This window comes from Sanguibacter sp. Leaf3 (assembly GCF_001425965.1).
Lineage (GTDB): Bacteria > Actinomycetota > Actinomycetes > Actinomycetales > Cellulomonadaceae > Sanguibacter > Sanguibacter inulinus.
The window spans coordinates 823,987-848,094 of sequence record NZ_LMRH01000001.1 but is presented as its reverse complement, the minus strand read 5'-3'; the positions used below and the strand labels follow the sequence as shown (position 1 = coordinate 848,094).

General features: G+C 72.0%; 15 protein-coding genes. 4 read left to right on the top strand and 11 right to left on the bottom strand.

Features of this window, described 5'->3' with window-relative positions:
- Positions 1-127: 127 nt before the first annotated feature.
- From ASG53_RS03605 to recQ, 3 genes are all read right to left on the bottom strand, one after another.
- Positions 128-3,967 (bottom strand): DEAD/DEAH box helicase, encoded by a 3,840-nt coding sequence (locus ASG53_RS03605; protein ID WP_156382650.1) that lies wholly within the window; start codon positions 3,965-3,967, stop codon positions 128-130.
- Between the two features lie 101 nt (positions 3,968-4,068).
- On the bottom strand, positions 4,069-4,806 hold the full coding sequence (locus tag ASG53_RS03600; RefSeq protein ID WP_056128604.1) for a sensor domain-containing protein: 738 nt from the start codon (positions 4,804-4,806) through the stop codon (positions 4,069-4,071).
- A gap of 97 nt (positions 4,807-4,903) precedes the next feature.
- Positions 4,904-6,859: a DNA helicase RecQ gene (gene recQ, locus ASG53_RS03595; RefSeq protein ID WP_442983364.1), complete on the bottom strand. Its 1,956-nt coding sequence runs from the start codon at positions 6,857-6,859 to the stop codon at positions 4,904-4,906.
- Between the two features lie 169 nt (positions 6,860-7,028).
- Here recQ and ASG53_RS03590 point away from each other — a divergent pair, with 169 nt between their 5' ends.
- Positions 7,029-7,733, top strand: coding sequence for a GntR family transcriptional regulator (locus ASG53_RS03590; protein ID WP_082543754.1), 705 nt, complete (start codon positions 7,029-7,031; stop codon positions 7,731-7,733).
- A 179-nt stretch (positions 7,734-7,912) separates the two neighbouring features.
- Entirely contained in the window at positions 7,913-9,289 is a 1,377-nt protein-coding gene (locus ASG53_RS03585) for an MFS transporter (RefSeq protein WP_082543869.1), read from the top strand.
- On the opposite strand, the gene ASG53_RS03580 is transcribed toward ASG53_RS03585, so the two are convergent.
- The 4 genes from ASG53_RS03580 to ASG53_RS03565 form a co-directional block, all read right to left on the bottom strand.
- The gene (locus ASG53_RS03580) at positions 9,263-10,234 is read right to left on the bottom strand and encodes a glycoside hydrolase family 43 protein (RefSeq protein ID WP_162246130.1); all 972 of its coding nucleotides are present in this window, start codon (positions 10,232-10,234) and stop codon (positions 9,263-9,265) included. The genes ASG53_RS03585 and ASG53_RS03580 overlap by 27 nt on opposite strands.
- Positions 10,235-10,323: 89 nt before the next feature.
- Positions 10,324-11,172, bottom strand: a complete 849-nt coding sequence (locus tag ASG53_RS03575) for a carbohydrate ABC transporter permease (RefSeq protein WP_056128599.1) — start codon at positions 11,170-11,172, stop codon at positions 10,324-10,326.
- On the bottom strand, positions 11,169-12,131 hold the full coding sequence (locus ASG53_RS03570; protein WP_056128595.1) for a carbohydrate ABC transporter permease: 963 nt from the start codon (positions 12,129-12,131) through the stop codon (positions 11,169-11,171). Before ASG53_RS03570 ends, ASG53_RS03575 begins: the two co-directional genes overlap by 4 nt.
- Positions 12,132-12,134: 3 nt before the next feature.
- Complete coding sequence (locus tag ASG53_RS03565; RefSeq protein WP_056128593.1) at positions 12,135-13,448, bottom strand: ABC transporter substrate-binding protein; 1,314 nt, start codon at positions 13,446-13,448, stop codon at positions 12,135-12,137.
- 371 nt (positions 13,449-13,819) lie between these two features.
- On the opposite strand from ASG53_RS03565, the gene ASG53_RS03560 reads away from it, so the two are divergent.
- Entirely contained in the window at positions 13,820-14,830 is a 1,011-nt protein-coding gene (locus ASG53_RS03560; protein WP_082543753.1) for a LacI family DNA-binding transcriptional regulator, read from the top strand.
- A gap of 165 nt (positions 14,831-14,995) precedes the next feature.
- Entirely contained in the window at positions 14,996-16,825 is a 1,830-nt protein-coding gene (locus ASG53_RS03555) for a glycoside hydrolase family 2 protein (RefSeq protein WP_056128588.1), read from the top strand.
- A 136-nt stretch (positions 16,826-16,961) separates the two neighbouring features.
- On the opposite strand, the gene ASG53_RS03550 is transcribed toward ASG53_RS03555, so the two are convergent.
- From ASG53_RS03550 to ASG53_RS03535, 4 genes are read right to left on the bottom strand one after another with little or no spacing between them, the layout of a single operon-like run.
- The gene (locus ASG53_RS03550; protein WP_056128585.1) at positions 16,962-19,859 is read right to left on the bottom strand and encodes an FAD-binding and (Fe-S)-binding domain-containing protein; all 2,898 of its coding nucleotides are present in this window, start codon (positions 19,857-19,859) and stop codon (positions 16,962-16,964) included.
- Between the two features lie 32 nt (positions 19,860-19,891).
- Positions 19,892-20,812: a MurR/RpiR family transcriptional regulator gene (locus ASG53_RS03545; protein WP_056128583.1), complete on the bottom strand. Its 921-nt coding sequence runs from the start codon at positions 20,810-20,812 to the stop codon at positions 19,892-19,894.
- Between the two features lie 19 nt (positions 20,813-20,831).
- A complete protein-coding gene (locus ASG53_RS03540) occupies positions 20,832-22,100 on the bottom strand; it encodes an exo-beta-N-acetylmuramidase NamZ family protein (protein ID WP_056128580.1) in 1,269 nt (422 codons plus the stop codon).
- A complete protein-coding gene (locus ASG53_RS03535; RefSeq protein ID WP_156382649.1) occupies positions 22,097-23,998 on the bottom strand; it encodes a glycoside hydrolase family 3 protein in 1,902 nt (633 codons plus the stop codon). The genes ASG53_RS03540 and ASG53_RS03535 overlap by 4 nt, the downstream gene beginning before the upstream one ends.
- Between the last annotated feature and the right edge of the window lie 110 nt (positions 23,999-24,108).

Genomic DNA, 24,108 nt, shown 5'->3' with positions numbered 1-24,108 from the left:
GGGGGTGGACGGAGCATCGGGGAGGTCGTTCGGCACGTCGAGAAGGCCTTGTCTGCGCAGGGGGGGGCGGCCGTCCGATCGGGTGGCGCCGGCCGATTCTACGTCCGTACCGGGCAGAGGTGACAGATCAGCCCAAGAGCTCGCGGACGTCCGTCGCGGTCAGACCCGCCCCACCTGCGGCTCCACCGTCGAGCACGCTCGCGAAGAGCTTCGACTTCGAGGCCTTGAGCGCCATGACCTTCTCCTCGATCGTGTCGGTCGAGACCATGCGGTACACGTTGACGTTGCGCGTCTGACCGATGCGGTGCGCCCTGTCGACGGCCTGGGCCTCGGCCGCAGGGTTCCACCACGGGTCGAGCAGGATGCAGTAGTCCGCGGCGGTGAGGTTGAGGCCAAAACCACCGGCCTTGAGCGAGATGAGGAACACGGAGGTCTCCCCCGAGGTGAAGCGCTCGATGGTCTCGGTCCGCCGGCGGGTGCGGCCGTCGAGGTAGGAGTAGTCGACGTCCTTGCGGTCGAGGTGGTCCCGCACCCGGCCGAGGAACTGCGTGAACTGGCTGAAGATCAGCACGCTGTGGCCCTCGGCGAGGATGTCGTCGAGCATCTCGTAGAGCACCTCGAGCTTGGACGAGGGCACCTTCTCGTGCTCGCTGTCGACCAGGCTCACGTCGAGGCTCGCCTGGCGCAGCACCGTGAGGGACCTGAACACCTCGAAGCGGTGCTCGCCGAACTCGTCGACGAGCCCGAGCACCTTGGTGCGCTCGCGCTGCAGGTACGCGTCGTAGAGCGCACGGTGGCGGGAGTTGAGCACGACGTCGACCACCTGCTCCTGCTTCTCGGGGAGGTCTTTGGCGACGTCTTCCTTGGTGCGGCGCAGCATGAAGGGCGCGATGCGTCGGCGCAGCTGGTCCAGGCGCGAGACGTAGCCCTCCTTCTCGATCGGCTTGGCGTAGTAGTCCTGGAACTTGCCGGGCGTGGGGAACAGCCCCGGGCTGACGACCGACACGATCGACCACAGCTCCATGAGGTTGTTCTCGAGAGGCGTCCCGGTCAGCGCGAGCTTGAAGGGCGCGTCGAGCCGCCGCGCGCACTGGTAGGCCACCGATTGGTGGTTCTTGACGAACTGCGCCTCGTCGAGGATCAGCCCGGCCCAGGCCTGTGTGCGGTACTCCTCGAAACCGAGACGGAACAGCGCGTACGAGGTGACCACCACGTCAGCCCCGGCGACGACCTCGGACAACGAGGTGCGACGACGCGCCAGGGTCTCGGTGACAGTCACGGCCTTCAGACCGGGGGTGAACCTGCGGACCTCGGCAGCCCAGTTCCCCACGACGCTCGTCGGGGCGACCACGAGGAACGGAGCCGAGCTCCGCGACCGGTCTGCGCTCCCTGTCCCCGTGGCGTCGTCGGCACCGACGACCTCCGGGCGGTCGGGGGCGTCTGGTCCCGGCGAGGTCGCCACGGTCTCCGATGTCGTCGCGGTCTCGCGGACGTGCTGGACGAGGGCGAGCGCCTGGAGCGTCTTGCCCAGCCCCATGTCGTCGGCGAGGACCCCGCCGAGCCCGTGCTCGTGCAGGAAGGCGAGCCACTCGAACCCCTCCTGCTGGTACTCGCGCATGGTCGCGTCGAGACCCGCCGGCGCGGGGACGGGCCCGGGCCGCGCTCCCCCGGCGAGCGCACCGACGGCCTCGCGCCACGCCTGCGCCTGACCGCCGACGACCCCGAGCCTCTCGAGCTCGTCGAAGAGCCCCGCCTGGAACCTGTTGACGCGCAGCGTGCCGCCCATCGTGTCCTGCATGGCGCGGGCTTCTTCGATGAGCTCGCGCAGCGCGTGGAAGCGCTCGTCGTCGAGGGAGAAGTGCAGACCGTCGACGAGCAGCAGGTACGACTTGCCCTTGGCCAAGGCTGTGAAGACGTCCGCGAAGGGGATGAACTGCTGACCCGCGGTGACGATCACCGCGAGGTCGAACCAGTCGCGGGTCTCCGGCAGCGTCGAGGTCGACACCGAGATCTCGACGTCGTCGGCCCGCCTGTAGTCCACAGCCTCGCCGCGGACCTCGACCACGAGGTCGGTCTCCTCCTGCGCGAGGTCCAGCAAGAGCGGGAGCTCGTCGGTGACGAAGAGCGCCGTGGCGACGTCGGCGAGCTCGGTCCGTCCCACGCGGGCGACGGCGGCTGCGGCCACGTCGGCCAGCCGTGCGGTGTCGTCGGCAGCGCGCCGTGGCTCGGCGGCCGCGCCGGGCAGGCGTGGGGCACGCCCGGCGAGCCTGTCGAGCAGCTGCGTCTCGGCCCGCGGGTCGCGGACGCCCGCGTCGGTCTGCCGGGTGCTCGGCCCGAGGTCGAACCGCAGGGTGTGGGTGGTGCCGTCGTCGTCCTCGACCGCGTAGCGCCACTGCCAGGTCAGACGCAGACCGTGCTCGGGCAGGTGCAGCACGTCGAGGTGCAGCGTGGGCCGTGGGCGCTCGGGCAGCGTGATCGACGGGTCGAGGTCGACAGCGTCGAAGCGGTCTTCGAGGGCGGGCAGGACGCGGAGCAAGAAGCGCCGCTGGTCGGTCTCGGGGACCGTGAGCGGCTCGGGGCGCTCGAGCAGCGCGAGGACCGGGGGGTCGACGGGCGAGGCGAGCGGGGCGAGCACCACCCTGGTCTCCTTGGTGGGAGCCCGGCGGCCCCGCCACGTCACGAGCCCCGTCGGGGGCTCGCCGAGCAACGACGTCGTCGCACGGTCGAGGGGGGTCAGGCCGTGGGGCATGCCTGCAGCCTCGGCCGCCGACGAGGCTGTGCCGGCGGTCTGCTGGGTCGCGTCTGCGAGGTCGAGAGTGTCCTGCCCGGCGGCGTCGGTCTGCCCGAGCTCGCCCGCGCCCGCCAGGTCCACCGACGCACCCGCCGGGCCGTCAGCCCTGCTGGCGGGGTCGAGCGACGTGGTGTCGGCTTCGATCGCCGCGCCGAGGACCAGTCCCGCCGTCCCGCGGGAGACGGTGAGCCGGGTGCGGGCGGGACCTGCGAGGACGACGGGGCTCTGCGCCTTGTCCGAGTGGACCATCGGCAGGCCAGAGCGTCGGGCCTCGGTGAGCAGCGCCCACAGCGCGGCGCTCGGCAGCTCGTCCGCGTAGACCCACGTCGGCGCCGAGAAGTAGGCAGAGTCGGAGACGCTGATCGCGAGACCGAAGAGGGAGCGCAAGATGTCGACGTGGCCGTCCGGGTAGGCCCCGTGACGGTAGTTGAGGAACCTCAGCTCGCTCCACGAGATGCCTGTCCGCACCCAGCGCCCCGTCGCGCTCCGGGTCACCGGACGCATCCCCAGGCGCGGCGAGTCGACCGAGGCAAGCGCTCGCCGTGAAGAACGACCTGTCGGCTCGGTGAGGAGCTCGACCTGGAGGCCGACGTCGTGGGAGCTGCGCACGTCCCACGGCTTGGGCTTGCGGCCGGGGCGGCCGGGGACGGGCGGGGTGTCGTCGGGCTCGGTGAGGAGGGTCGCGAAGGTCCGCTCCCACTCGGCGCTGCGGCGCGGGGTGGTGCGACCCGTGGCAGGGGCCGCGGTGAGCGCGGCCTGACCCGGTGAGCCGGCAGCCCCGCGGGCACCGTCCGTCCCGGGGAGGTCTCCGGCGTCCGCGCCGCTGTCGGCGCGCTCCCCCGCCGTGTCGGTTGCGACCCCGGCCGCGGCGTCGGCCAGGATCGCCTGCGCGGTGAGTCGGTCGAGGTACGCGAGGAGCGTGGCAGCCGTGTGCTTGCAGTTGAGGCGCACCGGGCAGGAGCACCGCCCGTAGCGCGGAGTCGCATGCTCTCCGGCGCTCGACATCTCGACGACAGTCACATACTGCTTGCGGGCCGATCCGCGGACCTGCCCGACGATCGTCGTGCCGTCACCGTTCCGCGCGACCGAGACGACCTGCCCAGCACTGACGTACTCCTCGCCGCGGGCGAAGGTCTCCGAGCCCACGAGCTGGGATACGTCGGCTGCTGAGAACACCCCCGAAGTCTCTCACCGACCGGTGACAGCCGGAGCATCCCCAGAGCCGAGGCACCACGCAGCCGACAGCCACCGCGCCGGGCTGGCCTCCTCAGGACGAGTCAGCAACCAGCGGAGTCGTACGAGCAGAGCTTGTCGAAGGCCGTCGTCAGACCCGAGGTGACTGCGTCGCGAGCGTTGCCCACCGACTCCTCGCCGCTGAGCATCGCCACGATGGTCACGGCGTTGCCCCGGCGGGTCACCGCCGCGTAGCTGCCAGCCCCCTGGTCGCCGAGCTCGGCGTAGTTGTTGGCCAGACCACGACCCTGGGTCCCGACCGCGACGTCTTCCACGCTGTACGACCCGCTGTCGCCCGGAGGCGTCTCGACGCACGCGTCCATCGCGGCGCGGACCCGGTCCGCGACGGCCGAGGCTGTCTCGGCGTCCGGGAAGACGGCGACGGTCTGGAGACCGACCGGGTCCGTGCTCTCGTAGAGCCCCTGGGACACGGTCTGCACGGCGACAGCCTCCGGTGCTGCGGGGACCGAGCAGGCTGACGACAAGAACCAGGTCTCGGCCTGGTCCGTCGACCCGCGGCTCTCGCCGACGGGCTCGAGCTCGTCGGGGCCGAGCATCACGTCGTCGGTGAGATCGAGACGGACGGACGCCGGGGGCTCGGTCGGAGCAGGTTCCTCGGTCGCCGTGGTCTCCTCCGACGACGGGGCCGGCTCGCCGGTGGCCGTCGACTCCGCCGCTGTCGTCGACGCCGTGGCCGATGGCGAATCTTCGACCGAGCCGTCACCGCCCGAGCACCCTGCGACGAGGAAGACGGACAGGACGACGGCGACGTGGGCTCTCATCCGTCGATGATCCCCGCTGGTCGCCGCTAGCGCTACCGCAGGTCAGCGCACCAGAGACCAGGGACCCGGTACAGGGCCAGAAGCCTGGGCCAAGGGATCAGCCGACGGGCGTGACTGCCTCGAGCACGCCGTCGCCGAACTTCTCGAGCTTCGCGGCGCCGACCCCGCTGACTGTGCCGAGCTCGTCGGTCGTCGTCGGACGGAGCACAGCGATGTCGCGGAGCGTCGCGTCGTGGAACACGACGTAGGCCGGCACGCCGGCCTCTTTGGCCGTCGCAGCGCGCCACGCGCGGAGCCGTTCGAAGACGGCTGCCGCGGTGTCGTCGAGGTCGACGGCAGCCTTCGCCTGTCCCTTGCCGGCCGATCGTGTCCGGGTCCGGGCAGCCTTCGGCGCCTCCCGCCGGAACCGGACCTCCCGTGCGCCGGAGAGCACCTCGGCCGAGTCGGCCGTCAGCTGGAGCGTGCCGTAGCCCTCGCCGTCGACCCCGAGCAGGCCACGGGCGAGCAGCTGGCGGACGACCCCGCGCCACTCCCCGTCGGAGAGGTCGCTGCCGATGCCGAAGGTCGACAGGCTGGTGTGACCGAGCTGGGTGACGCGCGGCGTCTCCTTGCCGAGCAAGATGTCCACGAGGTGGCCCGCGCCGTAGCGCTGCCCGCGGTCGCGCTCGAGACGGACGACCGTGGAGAGCAGCTTCTGCGCGGCGACGGTGCCGTCCCACGTCTCCGGGGGCGCGAGGCAGGTGTCGCAGTTGCCGCAGGCCGAGCTCTGCTCACCGAAGTACGAGAGAAGCTGGACGCGTCGGCACTCGACGGTCTCGCACAGGGCGAGCATCGCGTCGAGGTGCGCCGACAGTGCGCGCTTGTGCGTGGCGTCGCCCTCGGACTGGTCGATCATGCGGCGCTGCTGGACCACGTCCTGGAGGCCGTAGGCCAGCCAGGCCGTCGACGGCTGGCCGTCTCGGCCCGCTCGCCCGGTCTCCTGGTAGTAGCCCTCGACGGACTTGGGCAGGTCGAGGTGGGCGACGAACCGTACGTCGGGCTTGTCGATCCCCATGCCGAAGGCGATGGTCGCGACCATGACGATCCCGTCCTCACGCAAGAACTTCGACTGGTTGGCCGCGCGCACGTGGGCGGGCAGCCCTGCGTGGTACGGCAGGGCCGGGATCCCCTGGGCGACGAGGTGCTCGGCGGTCTGCTCGACCGAGTTCCGCGACAGGCAGTAGACGATGCCGGCATCACCGGGGTGCTCGGTCCGCAGGAGCTCGAGCAGCTGGGCGCGCGGGTTGTTCTTCGACGCGATCCTGTACTGGATGTTGGGACGGTCGAAGCTCGCGACGAAGTGCCGTGCGTCCTCGAGCTGGAGCCGGCTCGCGATCTCGCGGTGGGTCGTCTCGGTCGCTGTCGCGGTGAGGGCGATGCGCGGGACCGTGGGCCACCGCTCGTGCAGGATCGACAGGCCTAGGTAGTCGGGGCGGAAGTCGTGGCCCCACTGCGACACGCAGTGCGCCTCGTCGATCGCGAAGAGCGCGACGTCTCCGCGGTCGAGCAGCGCGAGGGTCTCGGGGACCCGCAACCGCTCGGGGGCGAGGTAGAGCAGGTCGAGCGTGCCGTCGACGAAGGCCGCCTCGACCTCTCTGCGCTGCTCCCAGCTCTGCGTGGAGTTGAGGAACCCGGCCTTGACCCCGAGGGCTGACAGGGCGTCGACCTGGTCCTGCATGAGGGCGATGAGCGGTGACACGACCACGCCGACACCCTCGCGGACGAGCGAGGGCACCTGGTAGCAGAGGGACTTGCCGCCACCTGTCGGCATGAGGACGAGGGCGTCCCCTCCCCCGACGACGGTCGAGACGATCTCCGCCTGGTCGCCGCGGAAGGCCGGGTACCCGAAGACCGTGTGCAGCACGTCGAGGGCGCGCGGGTCCGCCGGGGCTGACGACGCGGGGAGGACGGCGGACGGTGTCGGGGCGACCGCCGTCGCGGTCCCGGCGCCTGGGGCGTCGCTGCCCGGGGCGTCGGTGCGAGCGTCGGGTCCGGTCTGCTCAGGCGTGGTCACCGGACCACTCTAGGTCCGGACCGCAGGTCCCCGGGCACTGTCCACAAGGGCCGCTCGGGCGGGGGACGCGCGAGGCACGGGGCGTCGAGCACGAAGCGTAGGATGCAACTTGTATCTATGACGCGCCGCAGTCCTCCGTGCGGCGTCGCAGCCAGCCCGAGAAGGTCTCATGCCCCCCGCATCCCCCGCGCCCGCGAGCGCGCCCGGCTCCCCGCAGCCAGCTCCCCGACCCGCTGCTTCTGCTTCTGCTTCTGAGCGGGCCTACGCGGCGCTCCGCGCCAGGGTCGTCTCCGGCGCGGTCCCCGGCGGCACGATGCTCAGCGAGGGCGAGGTCGCCGACGAGCTCGGCATGAGCCGGACCCCTGTCCGCGAGGCATTCCTGCGGCTGCAGGCCGAAGGGTGGATGCAGCTGTTCCCCAAGAGGGGCGCGCTGGTCCGGCCGATCGAGCCCGACGAGCTGGCCGAGGTCGTCGAGGCCAGGCACCTGGTCGAGTCCGCCGCGGTCCGCACGATCACGGCCGACGACGGCGCCACCACGGCCCTGGTCAACAGTCTGCGAGCGCTCGTCGCCGCGCAGCGCGCGGCGGCCGAGAACGCAGACCTCGACACCTTCGCCCTCCTCGACGTGACCTTCCACCAGACGATCGCCGACGCCGGAGGCAACAGCATCCTCACGGCCTTCTACTCCTCGCTGCGCGACAGGCAGCACCGCATCACCGCGCGCACCGTGCGCGCGGGGCAGGACCGCGTCGAGGCGATCCTCGCGCAGCACACCGAGCTCGTCGACCTCGTGGGAGCAGGTGACGCCGCAGGTTTCGAGGCGGCGCTCGCTGCTCACCTCGGCGAGATCCACCGCGGGATCTTCGGCCGATGAGGGGCGCAGGCAGCACGACAGACTCCACAGGAACCACGGGCACCACACCCTCGCCCACCCAGGCCTCCTGGGCGCACAGGTCTTCGACGACCCACGCGAGCCACGAGACTTACGCCGTCCAAGATCCCGGAGCCCCTCAGACCGCACCGTCCGTGCCCGACGCCCAGCCGGACCCCCAGATGACAGCAGCGAACGCTCGCGGCACCCACCCTCGAGCCTGGCTCGCTGCGTGCGGGGTCCTCTTCGCCGTCGCGTGGGGCGGGAACGAGTTCACACCGCTCCTCGTCCTCTACCGCCTCGAAGGACTCTCCGCGCAGTCGGTCAACGTCCTCCTCGGCGCCTACGTGCTCGGGATCGTCCCGGCCCTGCTCGTCGGTGGGCCGATGTCGGACCGCTACGGGCGCCGTCCGCTGCTGCTGCCCGCGCCGCTGCTCGGCGTGCTGGGCAGCGCGCTGATCGCGTGGGGCGCGCACCTGCACGCCCTGCTGTTCGCGGGTCGGGTCTTCTCCGGGCTCGCGCTCGGGCTCGTCATGGCCGTCGGGACCAGCTGGGTCAAAGAGCTCTCGCAGCCGCCCGTCGCCGACCCGGGCGAGCCTGGCGCCGGGGCACGACGTGCTGCCCTCGCCCTGACCGCAGGCTTCGGCCTCGGCGCCGTCGTGGCTGCTGTCCTCGCCCAGTACGGGCCGCTGCCGACGCTGCTGCCCTACGCCGTGAACATCGTGGTGACCGTGGTGCTCATCGTCCCGGCGCTCTCCGCACCCGAGACCACGGTCCGTCAGACCACACCGGGGCGGCTCCGTGACGACCTGCGCATCCCCGCAGCCCGGCACCGACGGTTCCTCAGGGTCGTGCTGCCGATGGCGCCGTGGGTCTTCGCCGTCGCTGCCTGCGCGTACGCGATCTTGCCGGCCCTCGTCGCCCACGAGGTGCCGGGGAACGAGATCGGGTTCTCCGGGCTGCTGTGCTTCGTGGCGCTCTCCTGCGGGTTCGTCGTCCAGCAGCTCGCGCGAGCCGTCGACACACCGCGGTCGTCCAGAGCCGTCGCTGTCGCGCTGGCCGTGACCGTCGTGGGGATGGCGACGGCGTCGTGGGCGGCGGCCACCCTCGACCTGCGGGTCACGGTGCTCGCCGCCGGCGTGCTGGGCTGCGCCTACGGTCTGCTGATGCTCTCGGGGTTGCAGGAGGCGCAACGGATCGCCGGGCCGGACGACCTCGCCGGGATCATCGCCGTCTTCTACTCGATCAGCTATCTCGGGTTCTTCGTGCCGACGGTCTTCGGGGCGCTCTCGGGCAGCCTGAGCTATCCGATCATGCTCGGGGGCGGGGCCGTCGTCGCGCTCGGCTGCCTGCTCGTGGTCGTGGCCAGCTGGCGGGCGCACCTGCCAGCCGACGCCGCGGCGCGGACGCCCTCGGACGCTGAAGTGCGGCCGCCGTCAGCCGCTGACGTGCGTCCGCAGCCTGACGCTGACGTGCATCCGCAGCCCGACGCTGCGGCGCGACGCTCGTCAGAGGCCGCACCGCAGCGGGGGTCAACGGCCGGCAGCGACCTGCCCTGACGGGACCGCCTGCTCGACGTCGGCCGGGACCGGCACCCCGAGGTCGGGGGTGCCGTCCTCGCCCCAGGTGAAGCGCTGGGCGAAGATCATCCTGTCCCACCCGTCCGTCCTGGTGGCGTGGTAGACCATCCAGCCTTCCTGGCCGTCCGGTGAGAGGACGAAGGATCCGTGCCCAGGCCCCAGGACGTCTGCGGTCTTCGAGAACGCCGGCTCGGTGGACTTGGTCCACGACGCCGGGTCGAGCACGTCGTCGCCCGTGAGGGTGAGCAGGCCGTAGGCGTAGTCGTCGGTCCAGCTCGCGCTCGTCGAGTACACGAGGTGCAGTGCACCGTCACGCTCGAGCACCTGCGGCCCCTCCTGGACAGGCATCCCCTGCCGCTCCCACTCTTCGGTCGGCTCCGAGAGGAGCACGCGGGGTCCGGAGATCGACGTCGGGCCGTCCATCTGGGCGATGTAGAGGTTCTGCTGCCCGTCGACCTCTCCCTCCCAGCCCGACCAGACGAAGAACTGCTGCCCCTCGTGGTCCAGCACGGTGCCGTCGATCGCCCAGCGGTCGGTCTCGTCGGTGATCTGGCCGTGGTCGACGTACGGGCCGAAGGGATCGTCTCCCTCGCTCTCGAGCACGTACATGCGGTGGTTCGCGTTGTCCCCGTCGCAGCTCGTCGCTGCCAGGTAGACGAACCACGTGCCGTCGCCGTGGTGGATCTCGGGAGCCCAGACGTCCCGGCACGCCGGCCCGAGGGCCGCCGGCTCCCAGATCTTCTGGCGCGTCCCAGACCAGAGATCGGTGAGGTTGTCGGGCTCGGAGGCCGTGAGCCAGAGCTCGCCGTTCGACCGCGCCTCGAGCATGAGGTAGCGGTCGCCGTCCTCGACCACGTAGGGGTCGTTGCCGAGGTCCGCGACAGGGTTGGCGAAGGTGGGCGCTCCGGTGGTGTCGTCTGCCACCGGGTCTTCTGGTCCGCCCGAGCCGCACCCCGCCAGGAGAAGCACGGCTGCGACGACCACCGCGGCCGCAGGACCGCTGCGCAGCCGCCTCATCCCTTGAGCCCAGCAGTCGCGACAGACTCGATGATCTTTCGCTGGAAGAACACGAAGACGAGCAGCGCCGGGACGCTCGCGATGACCGCACCGGCCATGATGAGCGGCTGGTTGGCGATGTACGCGCTCTGCAGGAGCGGCAGACCGGCCGGCAGCGTCAGGGTGGACGTCGTCGAGAGCGCGTAGACCGGCCAGAGGAAGTCGTTCCAGCTCGCGAGGAAGGTGATCACCGCGATGGTCGACAGGGCCGGCTGCGCGAGCGGCAGCATGACCGACGCGAAGATCCGCACGTCCGACGCCCCGTCGATCCGGGCCGCCTCCTCGAGCTCTCGCGGGAGCCCGAGGAAGAACTGCCGGAGGAAGAACACACCGAAGGCCCCACCGACCGGGGGGAGCATCAGGGCGAGGAGCGAGTCGAGGATCCCGAGGCTGTCCGAGATCAGGTAGGTCGGGATGAGGAACACGAATCCCGGCAGGAACAGGGTCGCGATGACGAGCGAGAACACGATCCCTCGTCCTCGGAAGGTGAACCTGGCGAGCGCGTAGGCGGCGAGCGCCGCCGTGCTGACCACGAGGGCCGTCGTGACCGTCGCTGTGACGACGGAGTTGAAGAACCACCGGACCACCGGCGACTTCCCACCCCAGGCCGTCAGGGGCCTGTAGCTGTCGAGGGTCACCGGGTCGGGCACCAGCGACGTGCTGGTCGCCGCGTCGAGCTGGGTCTTGAACGACGTCGAGATCATCCACAGGATCGGGACGAGCACGAGGAGGGCGAGGGCGACGAGCACCATGGTGCGGACCACGGTCCTGGTCTGACGCCTGACCACGGTGTCGGTGACCGTCATGACTGGTCCTCCTTGCCGACGAGGAACCTGAAGTTCAGGATGCTGACGACGACCAGCAGGAGTGCGAGGACGTAGGACATCGCTGTCGCGGAACCCATCCGGGACTCTCCGAGCCCGACGTCGGACATGTACATGATGGCCGAGCGGGTCGCGCCGTTCGGGTCGCCGTCGGTCATGACGTAGGGCTGCCCGAAGACGTTCGCCGAGGCCAGGACGGTGATCATCACGACGAAGACCACGACGGGCCGCAGACCCGGCAGGGTGATGCTGCGGAAGGTCCGCCACCGGCCGGCACCGTCGAGGGCCGCAGCCTCGTACTGGTCGCGAGGGATGCTCTGCAGGCCCGCGAGGTAGATGATCGCGTTGAAGCCGAGCGTCCACCAGAGGGTCGCGCCCACGAGCGACACCCACACCCACGGCTCCTGCTGCAGCCACGGGATGTCGTCACGCAGACCGAGCCCGCCGAGGATCCTGTTGAGGATCCCGTGCTGGGTGTCGAGGACGAACTTCCACAAGACCCCGACCACGGCGACCCCGAGGACGTAGGGCGCGAAGAACGCTGCACGCAGCACGGTCCTGCCGCGGAACGGCTTGTCGACGAGCAGCGCGACGGCGAGCGGCACGGTGACCATGAGCGGGACCGTGAAGAGCGTGAACAGGCCCGTCGCGCGCATGCTCCGCCAGAACGAGGCGTAGTCGAGCGTGCCCGGCGTGAAGAGGTCGACATAGTTGCCGAGCCCGACGAAGGGCCTGTACGAGGGAAAGCTGAAGTCCCAGTCGAAGAGGCTCACGTAGATGCCGTAGACCGCAGGGGCCAGGACGAAGAGCCCGAAGAAGCAGAGATAGGGCGCGAGGAAGAGCCAGGGGACGGCCGCGCGGCCTCGACGACCGCGCGGCGCCCCCTTCTCAGACCCCGCCGCGCCCCGGGTCTGCCCGACCCGGGTCGTGGGGGCTGTCATGGTCTAGTACCCGAACTTCTTCTGGTTGCGGTCGACGATGAGCTGCGCCTCGGCGGCCGAGGCCTCGAGGGCGGCCTGCGGCTCGGTCGTCAGCAGGAGCGCTGCGTTGATCCCCTCTTCGAGCTTGCCGAGGGCGTCCGGCAGACCCGGGAAGTTCTGCGGCAGGACCGTCGTGTCGATCATCGGCCCGAAGACGTCCATCCCCGGGATCGCCGCGAACTCGGCGGACTCGCGGACCGAAGCACGTGCGGGGACCTGGTTGGCCTGGGCCCAGACGATCGAGTCCTTGCTCATCGAGTTGATGAAGTACGCCGCGGCCGCGAGCTTGTTGGCGTCGTCCGCGACCTGCTTGGTCGCCGTGAGCTGGTGCGAGCTGCCCCACGTGGCGGCGGTGTCACCGATCACCGGGAGCGGCGCGACCCCCCAGTCGATCGCCTCGAAGGTCGGGTTGGACTGCTCCCAGATTCCACCGATCACGTAGGCGTTCTGGCCGTCGGCGAAGGCCTTCCAGTAGCCGTCCTGCCCCACGTTCTCCGGGCTGTACCCCTTGCGCACGAGGTCGGTGAGCCAGGTGAGCGCCTTGACCCCGGACTCGTCGTCCCACGTCACCGTGCGCCCGTCGTCGCTGACGGCCTGGCCGCCCCACTGCGCCTGGAGGGCCGTGAACCACGTGCGCATCCACCCTGTCGAGTCGATCCACATGCCCTGCACGCCCTGCGCCTTGAGGACCTCGAGATGCTGGAGGAGCTCCTCACCCGTGGTCGCCGGGGCCTCCGGGTCGAGCCCCGCCGCCCGCAGCACGTCCTTGTTGTAGTACAGCCCGTGCATGTGGACGTCGAGCGGGATGCCGTACCGGGCGCCGTCGTAGACACCGCCGGCCCAGACAGCCTCGGCGAAGTCGTCCTCCTCGAGACCGAGGTCCGACGCGACGGCGTCGAGACCGATGAGGGCCCCCTGCGCGGCCTGGGTGGACACCTGGTCCATGTGCATCACGGCGACGTCGGGACCGTTCCCGGACTCCACGGCGACGGGGAGCTTCTGGTAGAAGTCGCCCCACTCCGACGTCGTGACCTTGACGGTGACGTTCGGGTTGGCAGCGTTGAAGGAGTCGACCATCGCGTCGAAGTAGGCGCCGTCGGCCCCTGTGAAGCCGTTCCAGAAGGACAGCTCGACCGGGGGTCCGTCGTACGAGTCGCCGCTGACCTGGCTGACGACGGGTGCGTCCTGCGCACCCCCGTCCGAGCCGCAGGCGGCGAGGGTCAGTGCGAGTGTCGCCGCGGCCCCAGCGGCGACGGTTCTGGCGAAGACAAGGTTCATCTCGGTGCTCTCCTTCGAGTTCCGGGCTGCCGCGGCGAGCGCGGCACACCTGCTGACCAAGCGGTCGATCCGGACATTACAGCGCTGTAATGCGCACGTCAACGAGGCGGTTGACCCCTGTGGACGAGCCCGGTCTGACGGACGCGCCAGCGGTCAGCCGTCCTCTGAGCCGCACGTGGCACACGTCCCCGTCGGTCCCGTCGCTCCCGTCGCTCCTGGGAACCCGGGCACCCGCCGACCTGCCGCGACCTCGACGTCTGCGCACACAGGTCTCGGCCGCCCGGCTGTAGATTGACCAGCGGCGCGCCGGGACCGGCCGCCCTGCCCGACGGTCGCGCGACCAGCGGCACCGAGGTCCGACGAGGAGGACGATGGCCAGGGTCCGGCTCCAGGACGTCGCAGAGCACGCAGGCGTCTCCATGAAGACTGTGTCCAACGTCGTCAACGACTACCCGCACGTCTCCCCCGCCACGCGCAGCCAGGTGCTCGCCTCGATCGAGGCGCTCGGCTACAGGCCGAACGCGACAGCCCGCCGCCTCGCGACAGGCCGGACCGGGACGCTCGCGCTCGCCGTGAGCGACGTGAGCCTGCCGTACTTCGCCGAGCTGGCGAGCACGATCTCCCGACTGGCGACGAGCCGGGGCTACAGGCTGCTGCTCGAGCAGACCGGCGAGTCTGTCGAGGCTGAGCGCGCGGTCCTCCTCGGCGGCGAGAGCGGGCTGGTCGACGGGATCATCTTCCAGCCGTCGCACATCGCGCTCGACGACCTCGCCCGCTACACGACCGCGACCCCCGTGGTGCTCCTCGGCGAGGGCGACGCCCCCGAGGGCGTGGACACCGTGATGATCGACAACACCGCAGCAGCCCGAGAGGTCACCGAGCACCTGCTGCGCCTCGGCCGGCGCCGGGTGGCCTTCGTCGGGCACGAGGCCCACGGGCTCTCTGCGACCTCCCGTCAGCGGCTCACCGGCTTCGAGACAGCGCTGCGCGAGACGGGCGCACAGGTCGACCCCGCGCTGCTCCTCGCGACCGACGCGATCAGCGCTGAGGCCGCCGAGCGCGCCGTCGGCGACGCGCTCGACGGCGGGCTGCGGTTCGACGCCGCCTTCTGCCGCGACGACCTCGCTGCCCTCGGGGCCCTCAGCGCGCTCCGCAGGCGCGGCGTGCGCGTCCCCGACGACGTCGCCGTGACGGGGTGGGACGACGTCACCCTCACGCGGTTCTCGAACCCGACGCTGACGACGGTCCACCCCGACCTCGACCACCTGGCGCGCAGCGCGATGGATCTCCTCGAAGAACGCGTCGGCGGGTACCGCGGGGCCGGACGGCACGTGGTCGCACCGCACTCGATCAGCGTCCGCGAGAGCGCCCCGTCGGCCTGAGACGACCTCTCGCCGCACCGCTCGACCGTCGGACCGACGCCCGGCTCAGCCAGCCGGCGGGCAGGCGACCGCGCCCCGCAGGCGTCGTCCCCGCCCGCTCAGACGCCGGCACAGCCCTCCCCTCCACCCCTTTACAGCGCTGTAAAGAATGCGCATACTGTCGTCATGAGCACATCTGCTGCCCCGTCACTCGTCCGCGCCTCCATCCAGGACGGCACCTACCCCCGACCCCAGCTCGTCCGTGCCGACTGGGTCGACCTCTGCGGGACCTGGCAGCTCGCGACCGACGACGCCGACGAGGGTCTGGCCGCGGGCTGGTCCGACGCGGGGTCCTTCGACCGGACCGTCGTCGTGCCCTTCCCGCCGGAGTCCCCGGCCTCGGGCGTCGCAGACACCGGTTTCCACCCCGTCCTCTGGTACCGCCGCGACCTCTCCGCCGACGACCTCGACAGCACCGGGCGGTCCGCCGACAGGCCGACGGTCTTGCTGCACCTGGGAGCCGTGGACCACCGTGCCGACGTCTGGCTCAACGGCACCTATCTGGGCGGGCACGTCGGCGGCTCGACCCCGTTCACGCTCGACGTCACCCGCGCGATCGACCCCGACCGCGCCGCGCAGAACCTCGTGGTCCGCGCCTTCGACGACCCCGCCGACGTGGAGCAGCACCGCGGGAAGCAGGACTGGCAGCGTGACGCCCACAGCATCTGGTACGACCGCACGTCCGGGATCTGGCAGCCCGTGTGGCTCGAGGCCGTCCCCGAGCTGCACGTCACGCACCTCACGTGGACGACAGACCTGCACGCCGGGAGCGTGACCCTCGACGTCGAGCTCAACCGCCGCCCGGCAGCCCCCGTCGACCTCCGTGTCGAGATCGACCACGAGACGTCCCAGCTCGCCTCGGTCACGGTCCAGACCTCGGAGCCGCGCAGCACCGTGCAGATGTCGGTCCCACGCCAGCGCAACGGGCAGGACTACGAGACCCTCCTGTGGAGCCCTGAGCATCCGACGCTGCTCGACGCGCGCGTCCACCTGGTCCCGGCCGCAGGACAGGCGCCGGCCGCGGCTGACGGCGTGAGCTCGTACCTGGGTCTGCGGTCGGCGTCGACAGGTGGCGGGCACTTCCTGCTCAACGACCGTCCGTACTACGTGAGGTCTGTGCTCAACCAGGGCTTCTGGCCTCAGTCGCACCTCGCTGCGCCGAGCGCCGACGCGCTGCGCGCCGAGGTCCAGCTCATCAAGGACCTCGGCTTCAACGCCAACCGGGTGCACCAGAAGATCGAAGACCCGCGCTTCCTGTTCTGGGCGGACCGGCTCGGGCTGCTCGTGTGGGAAGAGGCGCCGAGCGCCTACCAGTTCTCGGGCACGGCGGTCCGCCGGATGCTCACGGAGTGGAGCGAGGCGATCCACCGGGACGCCTCGCACCCGTGCATCGTCACGTGGGTGCCGATCAACGAGAGCTGGGGCGTCCAGCACGTCGCGCACGACGAGCAGATGCGGCACTACACGCAGGCGCTGTGGCACCTCACCCATGCGCTCGACGGCACGCGTCCCGTGGTGTCCAACGACGGGTGGGAGCTCACAGACTCTGACGTGTGGTCGGTCCACGACTACGACGCCTCGCCCGAGGCGCTCGCCGAGCGGTACCGCGACCCTGCGGCCCTCACCACGCTCCTCGAGGGCGTCGGTCCTGCCGGGCGGCGCATGCGCCTCACCGGCGAGGCCGACCGTGGTCAGCCGGTCATGCTCACGGAGTTCGGCGGGATCACCTTCGCCGCCGGCGCCGAGGACAGCACCTGGGGCTACAGCCGCGTCGGCACGGCCGAGGACCTCGACGCACACCTCTCAGCCGTCGTGGGAGCGGTCCGCGGAGCCCACCTGGCCGGGTTCTGCTACACCCAGCTCGCCGACACCCTGCAAGAGGCGAACGGTCTGGTCGACGAGCACCGCCGACCGAAGATCCCCGCCGAGCGCATCCGGCAGATCATCAGCGGCTGACGCTCCTCCGCGTACCAGCGGTGCGTGCCCCGGACAGGACGTCCAGGGCACGCGCCGCGTCACGACAGCCGACCAGGCGCGGCGTCACGGCAGAAGCCGCTCGCCATGACACGGCGTCAGGTCATGCGCAGCCTCGTCACGGCCGGGTCGCGCGCTCCAGCAGCTGCAGCACGTGGACGTAGGGGCGGCCCGTCGCGCGCGACATGCCCATCTCGCACGTCCGGTTCGCCGAGGCGTAGGCGTCCAGACGGCCGTCCCGGGCGACCTCGTAGGCTGCGACCTCGGCAGCCTCGCGCGCCGTCGCGCTCGCCGTGAGCTCGGGGTGCAGCATGCCGCGGTCCCCTGCGAAGCCGCAGCACCCCCACGAGGGCGGGACGAGCACCTCGCTCGCGACGACCCCGGCAAGTGCGACGAGGTCCTCGACGATCCCCAGGTGGACCGTCGAGCAGGTGGGGTGCACGGCTGCTGTGCGCAGGCGCTGGGTCACGGTCAGCCGGGCGAGCAGGGACTCGCGGACGAAGGTCACGGCATCGACGATGCGCAGCCTGTCGAAGCGCTCTGCCCAGGCGCCGTCGAGCTGGGTGGCGAGATCGCGCACGCCGTGGGTGCACGAGCTCGCGTCGGTGACGACGGGGAGCCTGCCGCCGTCGCTGGTCTCCCACAGCGCGGCGACCGTGGAGTACGCCATCGTGCGGTGCCCGTCGGTGAGGCCCTTGGACTGCCAGACCGTGCCGCAGCACAGGCCGTCGACCGCGTCCGGTACGACGACAGCAGCGCCCGCTCGGTCGCAGAGTGACACGAAGGCTCCTTCGGCGCTCTCGAGCAGCCCGTCGGCGCCGCGCTCGGCGGCGAAGATGCCGCCGACGCAGCTGGGGAAGAGCACGACCTCAGGGACTCCTGATCCCCGCTGTCCTCCCCTGCGGCGGCGGCCCGGGCCTGGGAGGTCACCCGAGGCGCTCGGGACGAGCTCGTGCGGGAGCACCGAGCGGGCAGCTGCCGTGACGGCGCCGAGCACGCCTCCGGGCAGGGGTGCTGCCACAGCGAGCCCGGCGCGGGCGGCTGCACCGACAGCGCCCCAGTGCCGGGCAGCGAGGTCTCCGGCGCGCTGGGCAGGGCTGCCGCTGCCGCCTGCCCGCTCGGCGCGGAAGGACTTCATGACTTTCCCGGTGTCGATGCCGACAGGGCAGGCCGTGACGCACAGGGAGTCGGCGGCGCAGAGGTCGACGGCGTCGTAGCCGAAGTCCTCCTCGATCGCGGCGCGCTGGTCGGGCTCGGCTGCGGCCATCGTCCGGAGCAGGACGATGCGCTGGCGGGGTGTGACGGTGATGTCCTTCGAGGGGCAGACGGGCTCGCAGTACCCGCACTCGACGCAGGCGTCGACCCTCGGGTCGACCTGCGGGACGAGCTTGAGGTGCTCGAGGTGCGCGCGGGGGCTGTCCGGGAGGACCACGCCGGGGTTGAGCAGGCGCTCCGGGTCGAAGAGCTCCTTCACCCCGGTCATCACCGCGAACAGCTCGGGACCGTACTGGCGCTCGACGAAGGGCGCCATGACCCGCCCGGTCCCGTGCTCGGCCTTGAGGGACCCGCCCTGGCGGAGCACGAGCTCGACAAGGTCCTCGGTGAAGGCCTCGAAGGCTCTCAGCTCTGCGGGGTCGTCGAGCCGCGGGCTGATCATGAAGTGCAGGTTGCCGTCCTTGGCGTGGCCGAAGACGACGGCGTCGTCGTAGCCGTGGCGGTCGAAGAGGGTGGCGAGCTCGGTCATGGTCGCGCTCAGCGCGGGCACCGGGACGACCACGTCTTCGAGGAGGGCCGTGGTGCCGACAGGACGGGCTCCCGCGACGGCTGTGTAGAGCCCCTTGCGCAGCGTCCACAGCGCGGCACGCTCGGCCGGGTCGACGGTGAGCGAGACCGGCAGGACGAGCGGGAGCTGCGCTGCGACCTCGTCGACGTGGGCTGTCGCGTCCGCGAGCGCCTCGGCGTCCTCGGCCTGGAGCTCGAGCAGGAGCGCCGTGTGGCCGTCGAGGACGAGGGAGCGCAACGGGTCTGTCGGGGCGAGGGACGGCTGGACGACGCGCAGCGACGCGGCGTCCATGAGCTCGAGCGTGCGCGCACCGGCGCGGGTGAGCGCCCCGAGGGCGTCGGTCGCGTCGGTGAGGGTGGCGAAGACGAGCAGCCCCGTGGCAGCGAGCGGGAGGACCGGGACCGTGCGGAAGGTCGCCTGCGCGACGAAGCCGAGGGTGCCCTCGGACCCCACGAGCAGGTGCTCGAGGATCGCGACGGGGGTGTCGTGGTCGAGGAAGGCGTTGACGGAGTACCCCATGGTGTTCTTCATGGAGAACAGGTGCCTGATGCGCTCGACCGAGACCGCGTCGCGCCGGACCCGGTCTCGCAGGTGCAGGAGCCCTGCGTGCAGGGCGGGCTCGGCGCTCTGCAGGCGGGCGTCGGCGTCCGGGTGGCCGGTGTCGAGCACGGTGCCCGAGGGCAGCACGACGACGAGGGAGTCGAGGGTCGCGTAGGTGCTGGCCTCGGTGCCGCAGGCCATCCCCGAGGAGTTGTTGGCGACCACCCCGCCGACTGTGCAGGCGACCTCGCTCGCCGGGTCAGGGCCGAGGCGGCGGCGGTACGGGGCGAGGCGCGCGTTGACCGACCGGATCGTCGCGCCTGGGCCGCAGCGGACCAGGCGGCCGCCGTCGAGCACCTCGACGTCGCGGAACCCGGCCCGGGTGTCGACCTGGAGGCCTGTCCCGCTCGCCTGCCCGGAGAGGCTCGTGCCGCCCGAGCGGAAGGTCACCGGCCGCCCGGCCGTCGACGCCAGCCGGAGGGCCGCGACCACGTCGTCGACCGACTGCGCGGTGACGACGGCGTCGGGGACCAGCAGCACGTGCGAGGCGTCGTGGGCCCTGGCCGCGAGGTCGATCGGCCGCAGGTGCAGCTGATCGGCGGCGAACTGCGCCCGCAGCGCGTCTCGCAGCTCCGCGGCGACCACCTCGGGGGCGTCGTCGGGGGTCGTGCGGGCTGGCGCCTGGGCGGTCATGGGTCCTCCGGTGGTGCGGGTCTAGGACGTCGTCAGGTCCGTTGCGGCCTGCGCGTGGGCTGTCGGCGGTCGCGGACCGCGTCGTAGGTGACCTGGAGCGCGTCGAGGCTGCGCTCGTAGGTCTGCTGGGCGACCCCGACGAACAGGCAGTCGACGACGGTGAGCTGGGCGAGCCGGCTGCCTGTCGCGCCCGAGCGGAACGTGGTCTCGCGCGCCGCCGTGGTGAGGACGTGGTCGGCCTCGCGGGCCAGCGGCGACCTGGGGGCGTTGGTGATCGCCACGGTCACCGCCCCGTTGGCACGGGCCAGGGCGAGGGAGTCGATGGTGTCGGCCGTCAGGCCCGAGTGCGAGATGGCGATCGCGATACCCCGCTCGTCGAGGAGCGCGGCGGAGACGAGCGCCTGGTGGGGGTCGGGGAAGGAGAACGCGACCTGCCCGATCCTGTGCAGCTTCTGCTGGAGGTCCGCGGCGACGATGCTCGACGCCCCGACGCCGTAGATGTCGCAGCGGTCGGCGGCGATGAGCGCGTGCACGACGGCCTCGAGCTCGGTGATCGACAGGGCCTTGGCGGTGTCCTCGACCGAGCGGGCGTCCGCGTACGAGATCTTCTCGACGACCGAGGCGAGGTCGTCGCCGGGGGCGATGTCTCCGGAGAGCTCGAAGGCGGCGTCGGTCCGCGAGCGCCCGCCCATCTCGGAGGCGAGGGCGAGGCGCAGCTGCGGGTAGCCCCGCACGCCGAGCTCTCGGCAGAACCTCACGACGGTCGTCTCGGAGGTGTCGCAGGCGTCGGCGAGGTCGGAGATGGTCATCGCGGCGACCTCGGCGGGGCGGGCGAGGATCTGCTCGGCGACGCGTCGGATCGCGGGCTGGAGGTCGGGCAGCAGACCCCGGATGCGCACAGTCAGCGGGACGGCGGGGTCCGTGGTCCCGGGCGCGGCGTGCTCTGTCGTCATGAAGGAAACTTACCTTCGATCAGTAGAGCAGGACAGCGTCGGGCCGGTGGCTCCGCGGGGCCAGCAGCGTCGACACGGGGACCCCGGCGTCGACAGTCGTGCGCAGCGCGTCCGAGCCCCACAGCAGGTCGACGAAGGGACGGCGACCGGGCAGGACCTCGGACGGGCCCGCGGCCCCGGTGCCCGACGGCCCTTCACGTCCCGGACCCGCAGAACCGTCCTGGGCCGAACCGTCCTGGACAGCGGGCTCTGCGGGCTCGGGCAGCCGCCAGCCGAAGTCCTCGGGGTACAGCCTCGCGACGGTCTCGACAAGCAGCACCCCGGTCCTGACGGGCTCGAAGGCGACGGCGTCGCTCACGTGGAGCTGGACCCCGCGCACGAGCTCCCCCGCGAAGGCGTGGAAGGTGGGCGTGAAGGTCGTGGGGCGGAACAGCACACCGGGCAGACCGAGCGCCGTGAGGGCTGGTGCCAGCCGTGCGTCGACCCACGGCGCCCCGACGATCTCGAAGGGCCGGGTGGTGCCGCGACCCTCCGAGAGCGTGGTCCCCTCGACGATCCCGGTCCCCGCGTAGACGAGGGCCGTCTCGGGGGTCGGCATGTTGGGCGAGGGCATCACCCACGGCAGTCCTGTCGCCGCCCAGAGCATGTCGCGGGTCCAGCCCTCGAGCTCGACGACGCGCACGGGCCCTGTGCGCAGCCCGGCTGCGGCGTCGTCAGCGCGGACGGCGAGCGCGAGCTCACCGGCGGTGAGCCCGTGGCGCTGCGGGACGGGCACCCGTCCGACAAAGCTGGCGAAGGCCGGGTCGAGGTCGGGCCCCTCGACCGCGAGACCGCCGAGCGGGTTGGGCCTGTCGAGGACGACCAGGTCGATGCCCACGCGGGCCGCCGAACGGAGGCAGTCGACGAGCGTCCACACGTAGGTGTAGTAGCGCACCCCGATGTCAGGGAGGTCGACCAGGAGCGTGTCGATCCCCGAGGCCAGCAGCATCGCGTCGAGTGCGTCGTCCGCGGCCAGGTAGGTGTCGTAGACCGGGAGACCCGTGGCCTCGTCGAGCCCGAGGTCGTCGCTCGCCCCGGCCTGCGCGGCGCCGCGCAGACCGTGCTCGGGGCCGAAGAGCGCGACGAGCGGGGCCCCGGCGTCCTGGAGCGCTGTCGAGGTGAGCCGCAGGTCGGCCGTCACCGCGGTGTCGTTGGTGACCAGGCCCCAGCGCGTCCCGCCGACGAGCGTGGGGTCGGCGACGAGCCTGTCGGCGCCGGTCCTGACGACGGGGTGCGGGCGGGAGGTCATGAGCGGGTCTCCTCAGACGGGCGGGGCGGGGTCACTGGGCTCGTGTGCCGGGGAACCACGTGCCCGTCGGCACCGACCAGGTCGACAGGCAGCACGCCCGTCACGGCTGCGGCCCCGGCGAGAGCGTCACCGGCTGCCCGTGCGCTCGGCGCGACGTCGCCGAAGGTCAGCAGCAGCGGGACGTCGTCCGGGACGAGAGCAGAGTCGGACGGGCTGCGGGTCGCCACGACGCAGGCCTGCGTCCCGGTCTCGGTCGCGAGCGTGAGCAGCCGGGCGAGGTGGCGGGACTGCTCGGGGTCGCGCCAGGCGTCGCGCGTCGCGACGACGACGACGTCCGGCGTCGACCCGCAGAGACCCCGGGTCGCGGCAGCCAGGATCGTGTCAGGGTCGTCGTCGAGAGGTTCGGTCCAGACCTGCGCCCCGGCAGCGCCGAGCCTGTCGGCGAGGACGGCGCTCACGTCGACACCCCGCAGCTGCGGGTCGGTCCGCAGACCGACGACGAGGACTCGCGTCCCCGGGGCCCCAGGGTCTAGCACCCAGGTGGTCGACGGGTCTCGCCACACGAGGGAGGCGCGGGCGGCCCGCTCCGCAGTGCTCGCGTGCTGCGATGTCGCAAGAAGTGCCTCGACGTCGATCCCGTCGCCGGTCAGCCCCAGCCGCTCCTTGAGCCTGAGGATGCGCCGGGCGGAGTCTCGCAGCGCGTCACGGGAGAGCACACCGTCCGCGAGCGCCGCGAGCACGGCGTCGGTCGCCGCCTCGGGGTCACCGGGCATGAGCAGCTGGTCGACCCCTGCGGCGAGCGCGGCGACAGCCCCTGCACCCGGTCCGTCGGCCAGCTGCGCGCCGGCCATGTCGAGGGCGTCGGTGACGATCACGCCGTCGAAGCCGAGCGCCTCGCGCAGCTCTCCGGTGACCACGGCGCGTGAGTAGGTGGCGGGGGTCCCGGCGTCGACGGCGGGGAACACGAGGTGCCCGATCATCACGGCGTCGGCTCCCGCGGCGATCCCGGCGGCGAAGACGGCCCGCTCCTGGCGTTCCCACGCGTCCCGGGTGAGCTCGAGGACCGGCAGACCGAGATGGGAGTCGACCGTGGTGCTGCCGTGCCCCGGGAAGTGCTTGAGGGTCGAGGCGACACCGGCCGCAGCCAGCCCGCGCACCGTCGCGGACACCTGGCGCGCTGCGGCCTGGGGGTCGGCGCCCGGCGAGCGCACCCCGATGACGGGGTTGCGCGGCTCGACGGCGAGGTCGGCGACCGGGGCGAAGGCGTGCCGGATCCCTGTCGCGCGCAGCTCGGTCCCGCTCGTCCGGGCGACCTCCTCCGTGAGCGCGACGTCGTCGGCGGCGGCCAGCGCCTGCGCGGAGGGCAGTCTGGTGCTGCCCTGGCGCAGGCGGCTGACCGTGCCGTTCTCCTGGTCGGCGCTCACCAGGAGAGGCACGCTCGCGACCTGCTGCAGGCGACGGACGAGGTGACGGATCGCGTCAGGCGAGTCGCCCTCGGCCGTCTCGGGAAAATAGCAGACGCCGCCGATGTGGCGGGCGGCGACGAGGTCGGCGAGGGCGTCGACGGGGGTGCGCCACACACCGTCGGTCGCGGCGGGGTGGCCGCCGTCGGCAGTGGTGACCGAGTCGTCAGGACTGTCGGGCTCGTCGACGGTGATGCCCCGCGCGGAGTGGGTCCCGACCGCGAGGCTGAACAGCTGGCCCACGAGCTGCGCGTCGTCCCAGTCGTCGACGGCGTCCGAGGCATCGACGGCGTCGTCGCTGCCGAGGACGTCACCGGGCCCGGCCGGACCGGCCTCGGCTGGTCCCGGGGCGGCCGGTCCTGGGGCGGCTGCCCCGAGGGCGATGGCCCGGGTCGACGACGGTCCGGTCTGAGCCGTTCCGGGGTGCTGAGTCACGAGCGCAGTCTCCGTCGGTGCGAGGTGAGATGTCCATGGGTCGAGGCGAGGCAGGTCCTGCGCGTCCGACAGGGCGGTCTGCGCGTGGGTGGACCCCCCCTCCACGACAT